Annotated in this window: 12 protein-coding genes and 2 tRNA genes; 10 read left to right on the top strand and 4 right to left on the bottom strand. The window is 66.2% G+C overall.

Annotation, left to right across the window (positions count from 1 at the left end; all coding sequences use genetic code 11):
- The 4 genes from D588_RS0103590 to D588_RS0103580 form a co-directional block, all read left to right on the top strand.
- Positions 1-742, top strand: a 742-nt coding sequence (locus D588_RS0103590; RefSeq protein WP_017915006.1) for an alpha/beta fold hydrolase, incomplete at its 5' end; no start/stop codon positions are given.
- Between the two features lie 62 nt (positions 743-804).
- A tRNA-Arg gene (locus D588_RS0103585) sits at positions 805-881 on the top strand.
- Between the two features lie 5 nt (positions 882-886).
- On the top strand, positions 887-1,009 hold the full coding sequence (locus D588_RS28695) for a hypothetical protein (RefSeq protein WP_255325426.1): 123 nt from the start codon (positions 887-889) through the stop codon (positions 1,007-1,009).
- A 41-nt stretch (positions 1,010-1,050) separates the two neighbouring features.
- Positions 1,051-1,127, top strand: a tRNA-Arg gene (locus D588_RS0103580).
- 234 nt (positions 1,128-1,361) lie between these two features.
- Here D588_RS0103580 and D588_RS0103575 read toward each other — a convergent pair.
- From D588_RS0103575 to D588_RS0103565, 3 genes are all read right to left on the bottom strand, one after another.
- Positions 1,362-2,156: an SDR family oxidoreductase gene (locus D588_RS0103575; RefSeq protein ID WP_017915005.1), complete on the bottom strand. Its 795-nt coding sequence runs from the start codon at positions 2,154-2,156 to the stop codon at positions 1,362-1,364.
- Between the two features lie 382 nt (positions 2,157-2,538).
- Complete coding sequence (locus tag D588_RS0103570) at positions 2,539-3,528, bottom strand: DedA family protein/thiosulfate sulfurtransferase GlpE (protein ID WP_017915004.1); 990 nt, start codon at positions 3,526-3,528, stop codon at positions 2,539-2,541.
- A 140-nt stretch (positions 3,529-3,668) separates the two neighbouring features.
- On the bottom strand, positions 3,669-4,604 hold the full coding sequence (locus tag D588_RS0103565) for a LysR substrate-binding domain-containing protein (protein WP_017915003.1): 936 nt from the start codon (positions 4,602-4,604) through the stop codon (positions 3,669-3,671).
- Between the two features lie 149 nt (positions 4,605-4,753).
- On the opposite strand from D588_RS0103565, the gene D588_RS0103560 reads away from it, so the two are divergent.
- From D588_RS0103560 to D588_RS0103540, 5 genes are all read left to right on the top strand, one after another.
- A complete protein-coding gene (locus tag D588_RS0103560; protein ID WP_026143337.1) occupies positions 4,754-5,455 on the top strand; it encodes a pirin family protein in 702 nt (233 codons plus the stop codon).
- A 229-nt stretch (positions 5,456-5,684) separates the two neighbouring features.
- A complete protein-coding gene (gene glgX, locus D588_RS0103555; protein ID WP_026143336.1) occupies positions 5,685-7,820 on the top strand; it encodes a glycogen debranching protein GlgX in 2,136 nt (711 codons plus the stop codon).
- A 339-nt stretch (positions 7,821-8,159) separates the two neighbouring features.
- Positions 8,160-8,711, top strand: a complete 552-nt coding sequence (locus D588_RS23920) for a CPBP family intramembrane glutamic endopeptidase (protein ID WP_026143335.1) — start codon at positions 8,160-8,162, stop codon at positions 8,709-8,711.
- A gap of 287 nt (positions 8,712-8,998) precedes the next feature.
- Positions 8,999-9,169 (top strand): CsbD family protein, encoded by a 171-nt coding sequence (locus tag D588_RS26360; protein ID WP_017914264.1) that lies wholly within the window; start codon positions 8,999-9,001, stop codon positions 9,167-9,169.
- Between the two features lie 552 nt (positions 9,170-9,721).
- Positions 9,722-10,288: a hypothetical protein gene (locus D588_RS0103540; RefSeq protein WP_051067825.1), complete on the top strand. Its 567-nt coding sequence runs from the start codon at positions 9,722-9,724 to the stop codon at positions 10,286-10,288.
- Between the two features lie 186 nt (positions 10,289-10,474).
- Here the strand turns inward: D588_RS0103540 and D588_RS0103535 are convergent, their stop codons facing one another.
- Complete coding sequence (locus D588_RS0103535) at positions 10,475-11,029, bottom strand: DUF3592 domain-containing protein (protein WP_232764214.1); 555 nt, start codon at positions 11,027-11,029, stop codon at positions 10,475-10,477.
- A 446-nt stretch (positions 11,030-11,475) separates the two neighbouring features.
- Between D588_RS0103535 and D588_RS28360 the strand changes: the two genes are divergently transcribed.
- A partial coding sequence (locus tag D588_RS28360) for a hypothetical protein (protein ID WP_232764213.1) occupies positions 11,476-11,744 on the top strand: 269 nt, incomplete at its 3' end.

The raw sequence follows: 11,744 nt of genomic DNA, 5'->3' as shown, positions 1-11,744 counted from the left end.
GCCGGCGCTGGGCGTGGCCGCGCGCCACTACCTGCCGTTCGCCGAAGCGCTGGCCGCGCACGGCGTCGCGGTGCTCCTGCACGAATGGCGCGGCAACGGCAGCAGCACGCTGCGGCCGTCGCGGCAGTGCGACTGGGGCTATCGCGCCCTGCTGCAACTGGACCTGCCCGCCAGCCAGGCGGCGATCGCCGGGCTTGGGATCGCAGCGCCGCTGCTCGTCGGCGGCCACAGCCTCGGCGGACAGCTCGCCTGCTGCCACGCCAGCCTGCAACCACAGGCCTTCGCCGCGCTGTGGCTGGTCGCCAGCGGCACGCCGTACTGGCGCCGTTTTCCCGCGCCGCGCGGCTATCTGCTGCCGTTGGCGTACCGTCTGCTGCCATGGCTGGCGCAGCGGCAGGGCGTGCTGCATGGTCGCCGCCTGGGCTTCGGCGGCACCGAAGCGCGCGGCCTGATCGCCGATTGGGCGCGCGTCGGCCGGAGCGGCCGCTACGCCGCGGCCGGCCTGGCGATCGACCTGGAGGCGCAACTGGCGCATCTGACGCTGCCGGCGCGTGGCGTGGTGCTGCAGGACGACTGGCTGGCGCCGGAGAGTTCGCTGCGCGGCCAGCTGGACAAGCTGGCCACGCCGGCGCCGCAGATCCGCTGCCTGGACGCCACGCAACTGGGCGTGGCCGCCGACCATTTCGCCTGGATGAAGCGGCCTGCGGCGGTGGCCGCGGCGTTGCTGGCCGGGGATCGGTGAAATTTTTCGGAAAGAGCATTGACGGGCCCGATCGACTCCCGCATAATTCCGCTCCTGACGACGCGCCCGTAGCTCAGTTGGATAGAGTACCTGGCTACGAACCAGGCGGTCGGGAGTTCGAATCTCTCCGGGCGCACCAGTCAGATGAAAAACGACAAGCCACCGCTTGTCGTTTTTTTTGCCCTGCCGCGGCAAGGCGATCGCATCGAGACCGCTCCGGGAGCGCACTCGTTCGCGATTCGTCATGCCGTCGACACGCAGGTGTAGACGAATCGCCGCAACTCGTGAATAATCCCGCGCCTGACAACGCGCCCGTAGCTCAGTTGGATAGAGTACCTGGCTACGAACCAGGCGGTCGGGAGTTCGAATCTCTCCGGGCGCACCAGTCAGATCAAAAACGACAAGCCAGCGCTTGTCGTTTTTTTTGCCTGCGTGATTCCGATTGCACGACGCGCGCAACGACGAGTGACGCATGCACACGGAAGATGTGCCGATCACGGCACCGCCTCGCGCATCGGCACTTCAACTCCAGCGCCGGCGATCCGCCAGACATTGCGAGGCGGCGGCGGCGCGCGCCGCCTCGGCCTCGCGTACGCGAATGCAGAGACCCCTGCCCGGCTCAGGCGATGGTATCCACCACGCCGCCATCGACGCGCAGCGCCGCACCGGTGGTCGCGGACGCTTGCGGCGAGGCGACGTACACGCAGAGATTGGCGACCTCTTCCACCGTCGCGGCGCGGCGGATGATCGAGCTGGCGCGATGCGCCTTGACGAAGTCGGCAGCTACCTCGTCCAGAGGTTTGCCGGACTGTTTCACCTGGTCGGACAGCATGGCGGCGACGCCTTCCGTCAGCGTCGGCCCGGGCAGGATGGCATTCACAGTGACGCCGGTGCCGGCCATGCGCTTGGCCAGCCCGCGCGACAGGGCGAGATCGGCGGTCTTGGTCACGCCGTAGTGAATCATCTCGACCGGGATGTTGAGCCCGGACTCGGACGAGACGAAGAGCACACGCCCCCATCCCTTGTCCGCCATCGCCGGCAGATACGCGCGGGAAAGCCGCACACCGGACAGCACGTTCACCGCCAGGAAGCGCTCCCATTCCGCGTCGGGCGTGTCGAAGAAATCCTGCATGCCGAAGATGCCGGCGTTGTTGACCAGGATGTCGACGGCGGGAAGCGCCGCGACGATCGACTCGCAGCCGGCCGCGGTCGCCACGTCGCCCACTACGGCCCGCACGCGGGCATTGGCGAGGTCGCGCTTGAGGGTAGCCACAGCGGCCTCGGTGCGGGCCTGGTCGCGGCCGTTCAGCGAGACCTCGGCGCCCGCCGCGGCCAGGCCCTTGGCGATGCCGAAACCGATGCCGGCGGTGGAGCCGGTGACGAGGGCGGTTTTACCGGATAGATCGATGTGCATGGCTGTCTCCAAGGATGAGGGTGAGGATGAGGAGTCGCTTCGGCGCACGCCCTGCGAGGTCGTCGCCGCAGACACACGCTGGCCGCGCCGGTCGTGCTGTCGATTCGTTCTGTCGATTCATCATCTGCGCATCCAACCGCAAGGCAAGGAACGGCAAGTGAACGTCACGACGTGAACCTCGCCCATTGCAGCAGGTCGCCGCATCAGCGAGGCACAGACGGCACAGGCAAGAGGATCAAGCGCATGACCGCACAACTTGTCCACCTCACACAGCCGCCCGCACGCGCCTGCGGACAACGCACCTGCCTGCATCAGCCGGCGCGCACGCACGGCTGTGCATCGCAGGCGCCATCGACAGGCATGACGCCTCCGCCACACCGACTCACGCCGCGATCGTGTCGCCCTTCGGCGGCGGCGCCACGGCAGCCGCAGCGTCCAGCGCGACCAGCGGATGGCCCGCCGCACGCCATGCATCCAGGCCACCGCGCAGCGGCAGCACGTCCTCGAAGTCATGCTGGCGCAGGCGCTTGGCCAGTATCGCGGCCGACACTTCGCTGGGGCAGGCGCAATAGATGACGATCCTGCGATTGCGCGGCAAGCGCGCGACGAGCGCATCGACCTGGCGATCGTCCACTTCCAGCGCACCGGGAATGGCGAACGGCTCCAGCGTGCGGTAGCCCGGCGCCCGAATGTCCAGCAGCAGCGGCGGCGCCTCGCCCTGCAACAGCGCGTGCAGTTCGTCGACGTCGATGCGCTGCATCTCCATCGCCTTGCGCAGCGTATGCCGACGCCAGGCGCGGTAGCCGACGTACAGCGCCAGCAGGCCGACCAGCAGCAGCGCCGCGCGCCTGCCGAGCAGGCTCAGCCAGTCCAGCAAGTCCTGCACCTGGTCGGCGAAGCACAGGCCCAGCAACAACCCGACGCCCGCCCACAAGGCCGCGCCCAGCGCGTCGTAGCGCAGGAAGGCTACGGGGCGCACGCGCATCGCGCCGGCCATCGGCACCGACACCATCGACAGGCCGGGCACGAACTTGGCCACCGCCAGCACGCGCACACCCCAGCGCGCATAGAAGCGCTCGGTGCGCTTCATGCAGGTGTCGCGCGACAGCGACAGCCGACACAGCGACTGCAGCGTGCGATTGCCGTAACGGCGGCCGGCGCCGAACCACAGCAGATCGCCGAGCAGGCTCGCCGCGATCGACACCGACAAGGCGCCCAGCAACGCACTCCACATCGCCGCGCCATCGAGCAGCGCATAGGTCGCCCCGACCAGGATCAACGTGGGCAGCGCCGGCACCGGCAGGCCCAGCGACAAGGCCAGGACGTTGACGAACACCAGCCCGAGTCCATAGCGCGCAATCAGGTCCTGCATGGCGTGGCGGGTGGAAAGAAGAAGATGCCGCGCATTATCCTCCCGTCGCCCACCGCGCGCGCAGGCATCACGGCATCACCGGCGGAACAGACCCATCCATCGCCGCCGCGGAGAACGCTTTGCCGTTGCCCCGCACGCCATCACCCGCCCTCGTCCAGCCGCGCCGCCATCTGCTCCAGCCATGCCGCGAACACGCCCGGCTGGCGCATGCGCGCGCGCCACCAGGCCAGCGCCGCGCCCTCCTCGCCGCTGCGCCAGGCCAGCTGGAACACCTCGTCCGGCTTCGGTTCCTCCACCGTCTTGCGCACCAGCGTGCCGCGCGCCAGCGCGGCGCGCGCATAGGGCTCGGGCAGGAAGCCGAAGCCGAGCCCGGCCAGTTGCAGCCGGTACTTGCTGCGCATGTCCGGCACGGTCAGCGCGTCCTGGCCGAACAGCAGCCCGACCGTGCGCGGCAGCAAACGCCGTGCCGAATCCGCCACCGCGATCGCGCGATGCGCGCTCAGCTGGCTGCGGCTGAGCGGTTCCGGCGCCTGCGCCAGCGGGTGATTGGGCGCGACCGCAAACACGAACGGCAGCGTGCCCAGCGGCTCGGTCACGTAGCCGCCGCCGCTGGGCCCTTCGCCGGCCGCCCCGACCAGCAGATCCACCCGCCGGTCCAGCAGCGCCTCCCAGGTGCCGGACAGCGATTCCTGCACCACCCGCAGCCGGGTCTGGTCGGCAACCGCATAGAACGCCGCCATGTCCTGCGCCAGGCATTCCGGCGCGAACACCGCATCCAGGCCAAGCGCGAACTCGGTCTCCCAGCCGGAGGCCACGCGGCGCACGCGCAGTTCCAGGTCGCCAGCGGCGCGCAGCAGGTGACGGCCTTCGCGCAGCAGTTCGGCCCCCGCGGCGGTCGGCACCGCCTTCGGCCCGATCCGCTCGAACAGTTGCACGCCCAGGTCCTCCTCGAGCTTGGCGACCGTGTAGGAGATGGTCGACGGCACCTTGTGCAAGGCCTTGCCGGCGGCCGAGAACGAGCCGCGACGGTCGATGGCGTCGAGGATCTGCAGGGCATCGAGGCTGAGCTTGAGCATTCGAATTTTTCGATGATGGATGCCGAATCTATCCGTTTTTCAAACCCGGCGACAGCACCGATACTTGTTTCCAAGCCGAAGCGCACGCGAAATCAACCCGCCCGGCGCTTTCGATCCACTTGCACATCAACGCCACCAAGGAGCCTCCCATGCTGCAGATCCGCCCCGCCAACACCCGTGGCCGCGCCGAACACGGCTGGCTGTCCTCGCGCCACACCTTCTCCTTCGGCCACTACCACGACCCACGCCACATGGGCTTCGGGCCGCTGCGGGTGATCAACGAGGACCGCGTGCAGCCCGGCCAGGGCTTCGGCACCCACGCCCATCGCGACATGGAGATCCTGTCCTACGTGGTCGAGGGCGCGCTGGAGCACAAGGACAGCATGGGCAACGGTTCGGTGCTGCGTTACGGCGACGTGCAGCGCATGAGCGCCGGCTCCGGCGTCACCCACAGCGAGTTCAACCACTCCGCCAGTGAGCCGGTGCACTTCCTGCAGATCTGGGTGATGCCCGAGCGCGCCGGGATCGATCCGGGCTACGAGGAGAAGCACTTCGCCCCGGACAGCAAGCGCGGCCAGCTGCGCCTGATCGCCGCCCCGCAGGGCGAGGACGGCGCGGTGCGCATCCACCAGGATGCGCGCATCTACGCCTCGATCCTCGACGGCGACGCGCGCCTGGACTACCCGCTGGCAGCCGGGCGCGGCGCCTACGTGCAGGTGGTGCGCGGCACGCTGAGCGTCAACGGCCAGACCCTGCAGGCCGGCGACGCGGTCCAGGCGGTCGACGAGGCCACCCTGCAGTTCGCCGATGCCCAGGACAGCGAGTTCCTGCTGTTCGACCTGCCGCGCTGAGCAGGTCAGGCCAGGTCGCGCCCGCGGCCCACTGGACCGGGCCGCGACGGTTTCGCGAAATCCGCCCACGCAGCGGCGCCACGGCGTCGCTGCGTGGGTCGCTGCATTCGCGGCAATACCCGCATCCTCACGCCATCCTCGGCACCCCGTAACGCGTCCTGCACGGCCTCCGCGTCAATGCTTCCGCTCTCCCTCCCCTACTGCCGGCGTGCCGGCCGAGAGCCTGCCGATGCGCCACCCGACCAGTGCCGCCTATGCCACCCCTTCGCGCATCCGCGAGGGGCGTCCCTTTCCGCGCGGCGCCGTCTTCGACGGCCAGGGCACCAACTTCGCGCTGTTCTCGGCGCACGCCACGCGCGTGGAACTGTGCCTGTTCGACGAGGCCGGCACCGAAACGCGCCTGGACCTGCCCGAATACACCAACGAAATCTGGCACGGCTATCTGCCCGACGTGAAGCCCGGCCAGCGCTATGGCTATCGCGTGTACGGCCCCTATGCACCCAGCGAAGGCCACCGCTTCAATCCCAACAAACTGTTGCTGGACCCGTACGCGCGCGAACTCGAGGGCGACCTGATCTGGGCCGACGAACTGTACGGCTACACGGTCGGCCACCCGGACGGCGACCTCAGTTTCGACGAGCGCGACAGTGCGCCGTTCATGCCCAAGTGCGTGGTGGTCGAGGACACCTATGACTGGGAGGACGACCAGCGCCTGATGACGCCGTGGAGCGAGACCCTGGTCTACGAGACCCACGTGCGCGGCTACACCATGCGCCACCCGCAGGTGCCGGACGAGCTGCGCGGCACCTGCGCCGGGCTGGCCCAGGAGCCGGTGCTGCGCTACATCAAGGAACTGGGCGTCAGCGCGGTGGAACTGCTGCCGGTCCACGCTTACCTCGACGACCAACACCTGCTCGACAAGGACCTGCGCAACTACTGGGGCTACAACACGCTGGGCTTCTTCGCGATCAAGTCGCGCTACCTGGCCAGCGGCCACCGCGACGAGTTCCGCGACATGGTCAAGGCGCTGCACCGTCAGGGCCTGGAGGTGATCCTCGACGTGGTCTACAACCACACCGCAGAAGGCAGCGAACTGGGCCCCACCCTCTCCTTCCGCGGCATCGACAACGCCAGCTACTACCGGCTGGCAGAGGACAAGCGCTACTACATCAACGACACCGGCACCGGCAACACGCTCAACCTGAGCAACTCGCGGGTGATCCAGTTCGTCAACGACTCGCTGCGCTACTGGGCCGGCGAGATGCACGTGGACGGCTTCCGTTTCGATCTGGCCACCATCCTCGGCCGCGAACCCACCGGCTTCGACCAGCGCGGCGGTTTCCTCGACGCCTGCAACCAGGATCCGCTGCTGTCGCAGGTCAAGCTGATCGCCGAGCCATGGGACTGCGGCCCGGGCGGCTACCAGGTCGGCCACTTCCCGCCCGGCTGGTCGGAATGGAACGACAAGTTCCGCGACAACGCCCGCGCGTTCTGGAAGGGCGACGAAGGCAAGCTGGCCGAATTCGCCACGCGCTTCACCGGCTCGGCCGACCTGTTCGATCGGCGCGGGCGCCGGCCGTGGGCCTCGGTGAACTTCATCACCGCGCACGACGGCTTCACCCTGCACGACCTGGTCAGCTACAACGGCAAGCACAACGACGCCAATGGCGAGGACAACCGCGACGGCTCCGACCACGACAGCTCCTGCAACTACGGCGCCGAAGGCGAGACCGACGACGCCGGCATCCTGCAACTGCGCGAGCGGCAGATGAAGAATCTGCTGGCCACGCTGCTACTCGCGCAGGGCACGCCGATGCTGCTCGCCGGCGACGAACGCGCGCAAACCCAGGGCGGCAACAACAACACCTACTGCCAGGACAACGAGATCACCTGGATCGACTGGGAGCGCGACCCCACCGAGGGCCGCCTGACCGCGTTCGTCAAGGCGCTGAGCGCGCTGCGCCAGCGTTACCCGATCCTGACCCGTGGCCGCTTCCTCAACGGCCAGTACAACGAAGATGCGGGCGTGCGCGACCTGACCTGGCTCAACCCCGGCGGCACCGAGATGGATGATGCGCACTGGACCGATGCCGGCGCACGCTCGGTCGGGCTGTTGTTGGAAGGCAAGGCGCAAACGTCCGGCGTCAGGGAGCTGGCCAACGACGACACCTTGCTGATCGTCATCAACGCCTACCACGAGGGCGTGAGCTTCGTGCTGCCGTCCTCGGAAGAGGAATTGCACTGGAAGCTGGTGCTGTCCACCGACGACGCGCTGCAGGTCGACAGCATGCCGGCCGGCGCCAGCGAGTTCCTGGCGCCGCCGCGCAGCGTCAGCGTGTTCGAGTGCCAGACGGCGGGCGCATAGTCGCCACTCGCCACTTCGGATTGCATGCGGACTGACGCGTCCGCGCCTGCATTACGTCGCCAGCGCTTGCCGCTGGCGACGCGCGTGTGCTGGCATCTTCATGCTCTACGATGCGCCGCATTGCATTGGTCTACATGGCCTTTGGCACGGTGCGCGATGGCGGAGGCTCGCTAGGCTGAGTGCCCACTTTCTTCCAGGTCAGGCATGCAGCACTCCGCGCAAGGCGACATCCACGCCACGTCCAACACCTCCTTCATGCGCCACCAGCTGCTGCGCATCGCGCTGAGCGCCGCGATTCTTGCGCTGGCGTTCTATGCGTGGCTCCCGTTTCCGTGGCGCATGCCAGTGGTCGGCCTGATCGGTCTTTGTTTGGTCTGGGTCGAGACGCGTTCCTCCACGGCGTGCGGCGTCGCACGCCCACGCCTGGCGTCCGCGATCGGCTGGACAGCGCTGCTGGTGTTGTTGACCGTCGGCTTCATCACACCGGTGCTGCAACCGCTGATCGACACCATTACGGGACACAAGACCGACTACAGCACCTACGGCGCGCTGAAGGGCAACGTCGACGCCACCCTTCATCTGATCGGCGCAGCATGGCTGAGCGCGGCGCTTGGTGAAGAACTGGTGTTCCGTGCATTCCTCATGCATCAGCTCGATGCCCTGCTGGGTCGCCTGCGCGGCGGCCGCTGGATCGCCGCGCTGGCCGGTGGCGTGGTGTTCGGCCTGATGCACGCCGCGCAAGGCGCCTCCGGCATCCTGCTGACCGGCGTGGTCGGCACGATGTTCGGATATGCCTATCTGCGCTCCAGACGCAACCTGTGGGCGATGATCCTCGCGCATGGCCTGATCGACACCTGGGGCGTGACCACCCTCTATCTGGGCTGGTACTGAGCGCGCAGCGCAGTCGAGGGTCGCCACTCGGCGCACCTATGCGGACCACGCCGTCGCCGCCAGCAGACAGACGAAGGACATGTCGCGGTGCGCGTGTTCCCGCTGTAAAAGCATCAAGCGCGCCCAGCCCGAACGGGACGCGCGATCGCCGCTACAGGCTTCGGCATACAACCCGTCCGCTACCTAAATGATAGAGAGCACGCCCGCTCAATTTTCACTTGCACGCCACCGGCCCGCGCGCAGTTTGGCGATGCCCACTTGAGGGCATCCCTACTGCGGAGTCAACGATGGACAAGAATCGCACCGAAGGCGCCAAGAACCAGATCAAGGGCACCATCAAGGAAGTCGCCGGCAAGGTCACCGGCAACAAGCTGAAGGAAGTCGAAGGCAAGATGCAGAAGAACGCCGGCAAGGTACAGAGTGAAGTGGGCAAGGCGCGCGACCACGCGCGCGGCTGAGTTCCAGATTCTCGTGCTCCCCTGCCGCCAATGGCCGGGGAGTTTTTGCGAGCGACCTGCACCTCGCCGACTCGCTGTCGATTCGCCTGATGCGCAGCTCAACGGGGTGCACACAGGCCTCCGCAATGACCGACGGGTGGACTGGAGTAGCGAGACGCAGTACAGCGTTCACGGCACCAGTCCTCGACAGCAAGGCGATAGAACACGGCACATCCAGGAGCGGTTTGCCGACAGCGCTGCCAGGCGCATCCCAAACGACCCGATGCGCTGCGCACCGTGGACTCGGATCGACCCGCAAACAGTCAATTACACGCCCGATCAGATCGACGCCGAATTGTTGCGCAGGCACCACCCTGACGTCGCTTGGCGCATGCCAGTCCGGAAGCGATGGCTCCGCTCGATGCATCCCACCATACTGACACTCACGTTACGCCTACATCGCGACAAACTCGCCGATGCGCAACACACTGTGTGATCTGACAACCCCCGGATGTGTACAGGCTCCCGACCACGAACACGCCCCTGATATTTCCGCCCCCACTGAAAGCATCGATGCACACGATTACCTCCCCCAGAAGAGCAGCGTTCTTGCTTCTCCTGCTGCTTCCTGCCGCCCAGGCGGATATGACTGCTGCGGCAGCAGCTCGCGCAGCACCTGTCGAAATGACCGAAAGCGACTTCGCCGTAGCCATCAACAACCACTCTTTCACCCTGGGTGAACGCTGGAGCGAGCAAACCAGGACGCAGGCAGGCACCCAGATCAGCGAGAGTTTTGTAGGAGACGTGCCCGCCGGGGAGACAAGCTACAAGTACTACCAGCATCGCTATGCCGGGTTTGACATCTATACGGCGAACCTCTCCTGGCAAAAACAGCAACGCGACATCGACAGCTACGTCATTGCGCAGATCACAATCAAAGTACCCGCGATCAGAACGGCTAGAGGTATCGCGATCGGCGACACGCAGAATGTGCTGATCGACACCTATGGCCAAGGCACGACGGATGACAGCGATGGCCAGCACTGGCGCTCCTATGAGACCAAGAACAAGCGCCTCTCGTTTCAGCTTGAACATGGAAGAATCATCCACATCATGATGACCCTCGACACGCACAGCTGAAGAAAGCGCCCTGCACAACGCCGCCAACGCCATTTCCGGCGTTAGGCGGCCGCCACCGGCGTTCGCCCGGAACAGAAACGCAGCCAAACACGTTTGTTGCCGAAGAACACCGGCCTACCCTGCCTTTCTTGTTGGCAGATCCAGACTCGGCGGGCCGCTGCGCGCCGAGCCTGTCAGGCTGCTTGGCTACGCCTTGCGAGCACGGCGCAGAAAGTATCCCGCTCCAAGCAAAGAGATCAGTCCGATCATGGCACCAATCTGGCCATTCTTGCGCCGTGCCTGGAGCGCCTGCTCAGGCGTGACGACGACGTCATCGCCCAAGCGCAGTCCCCAGATGGATCGCTTGCTGTCCGCATCGTCGAAGATGACATGAACCGGTGATCCCACCTTGAGACGACCCCACACCGCATCGATGCCAGGCAGCACACTGGAGTACTCGAATGCATCGCCTCCGGTCGCAAGGGTGAAGTTGACGCTTTGAAGCCGTCCCTTTCGCTGCGTTGCGTCGACCTTTTCGACCGTCCCATCGGCTTCAGCCAAATGTGTCGGCACTGCCGCAGGCCTGCTGAAAAACGTGACAACGCTGGCGATCGTGACGCCAAGGCAAAGCAACGCGATGACGATGAAGCGGATCTTGTGTGACTGCATCTCGATACCAGAGCAAGAAGGAAACGTCGCGATCCAGCGACGAGGCACATTTTTTCGTGACAGCGCATGGGAATCAATCGATGGATCGCCCATCCCCTGCAACTCAATGACACCGTAGGCGTCCTGCCTCCTGGCTCAAGCACTTCGATCCCAATGAGGCGTCGCGTCAACCTTTGCTGAGCGAAGCCTGCAACCGCGACACGCGACGGGCGGAAGATGAGTAGCCCCAATGCGTCGCTGGAAAGCGACATGAAGCAGCACTGCAGCACACACAGGCCACTGTCATCGCGCGTGTCCAGATGAACTCGGAAAGCAAACGCAGTAGCGCGACCTGACTTGCGACATCGTCAACAAGGGCACACCGCGGAGAGACGGCCGATCGATACCGGCAGGATGGCTGCCGCGCTGCCTGAAACAGGATTTGGCTCTACGCGATTGATGACATTGCGTGGCAGCGATGGCCCTCGCCTTCATCCTCCACGGCCCACGGCGGATGCCCACGGGAAGCTTGAACGCAGCAACAGGCTCCAAGCTTCGTCATGCAACACGTCAAGGCCGCTACGCTCGTCACCGGCTCCTTGAGCGCAGACATGCGCGATACCGTCTGCTCGAACTCCTGCAAGGCGCGTCAGCGCTCACGTGCCACCATGCTGACGCGCGGAGGCAAGCATGACATCGCTGGAGCTGCACGAAGCCATTGCACATCACTTCAGTGCTGCACTGAAGACTTTGCGCTCGAACTGTTTCTACAGGTCAGCAGGAACGCGCAGACGAACGTAGTAGCGGCCGGTCTCGCCGCGCGTGAGGT

The organism is Xanthomonas sp. SHU 308, assembly GCF_000364645.1.
Taxonomy (GTDB): domain Bacteria; phylum Pseudomonadota; class Gammaproteobacteria; order Xanthomonadales; family Xanthomonadaceae; genus Xanthomonas_A; species Xanthomonas_A sontii.
This window is presented reverse-complemented; position numbering and strand designations above follow the sequence as displayed.

Excerpts from the sequence above, each read along its gene's own strand:
- D588_RS28695 (WP_255325426.1), top strand. The coding sequence starts at position 887 with ATGAAAAACGACAAGCCACCGCTTGTCGTTTTTTTTGCCCTGCCGCGG.
- D588_RS0103575 (WP_017915005.1), bottom strand. The coding sequence starts at position 2,156 with ATGCACATCGATCTATCCGGTAAAACCGCCCTCGTCACCGGCTCCACC.
- D588_RS0103570 (WP_017915004.1), bottom strand. The coding sequence starts at position 3,528 with ATGCAGGACCTGATTGCGCGCTATGGACTCGGGCTGGTGTTCGTCAAC.
- D588_RS0103565 (WP_017915003.1), bottom strand. The coding sequence starts at position 4,604 with ATGCTCAAGCTCAGCCTCGATGCCCTGCAGATCCTCGACGCCATCGAC.
- D588_RS0103560 (WP_026143337.1), top strand. The coding sequence starts at position 4,754 with ATGCTGCAGATCCGCCCCGCCAACACCCGTGGCCGCGCCGAACACGGC.
- glgX (WP_026143336.1), top strand. The coding sequence starts at position 5,685 with ATGCGCCACCCGACCAGTGCCGCCTATGCCACCCCTTCGCGCATCCGC.
- D588_RS23920 (WP_026143335.1), top strand. The coding sequence starts at position 8,160 with ATGCCAGTGGTCGGCCTGATCGGTCTTTGTTTGGTCTGGGTCGAGACG.
- D588_RS26360 (WP_017914264.1), top strand. The coding sequence starts at position 8,999 with ATGGACAAGAATCGCACCGAAGGCGCCAAGAACCAGATCAAGGGCACC.
- D588_RS0103540 (WP_051067825.1), top strand. The coding sequence starts at position 9,722 with ATGCACACGATTACCTCCCCCAGAAGAGCAGCGTTCTTGCTTCTCCTG.
- D588_RS0103535 (WP_232764214.1), bottom strand. The coding sequence starts at position 11,029 with ATGGGCGATCCATCGATTGATTCCCATGCGCTGTCACGAAAAAATGTG.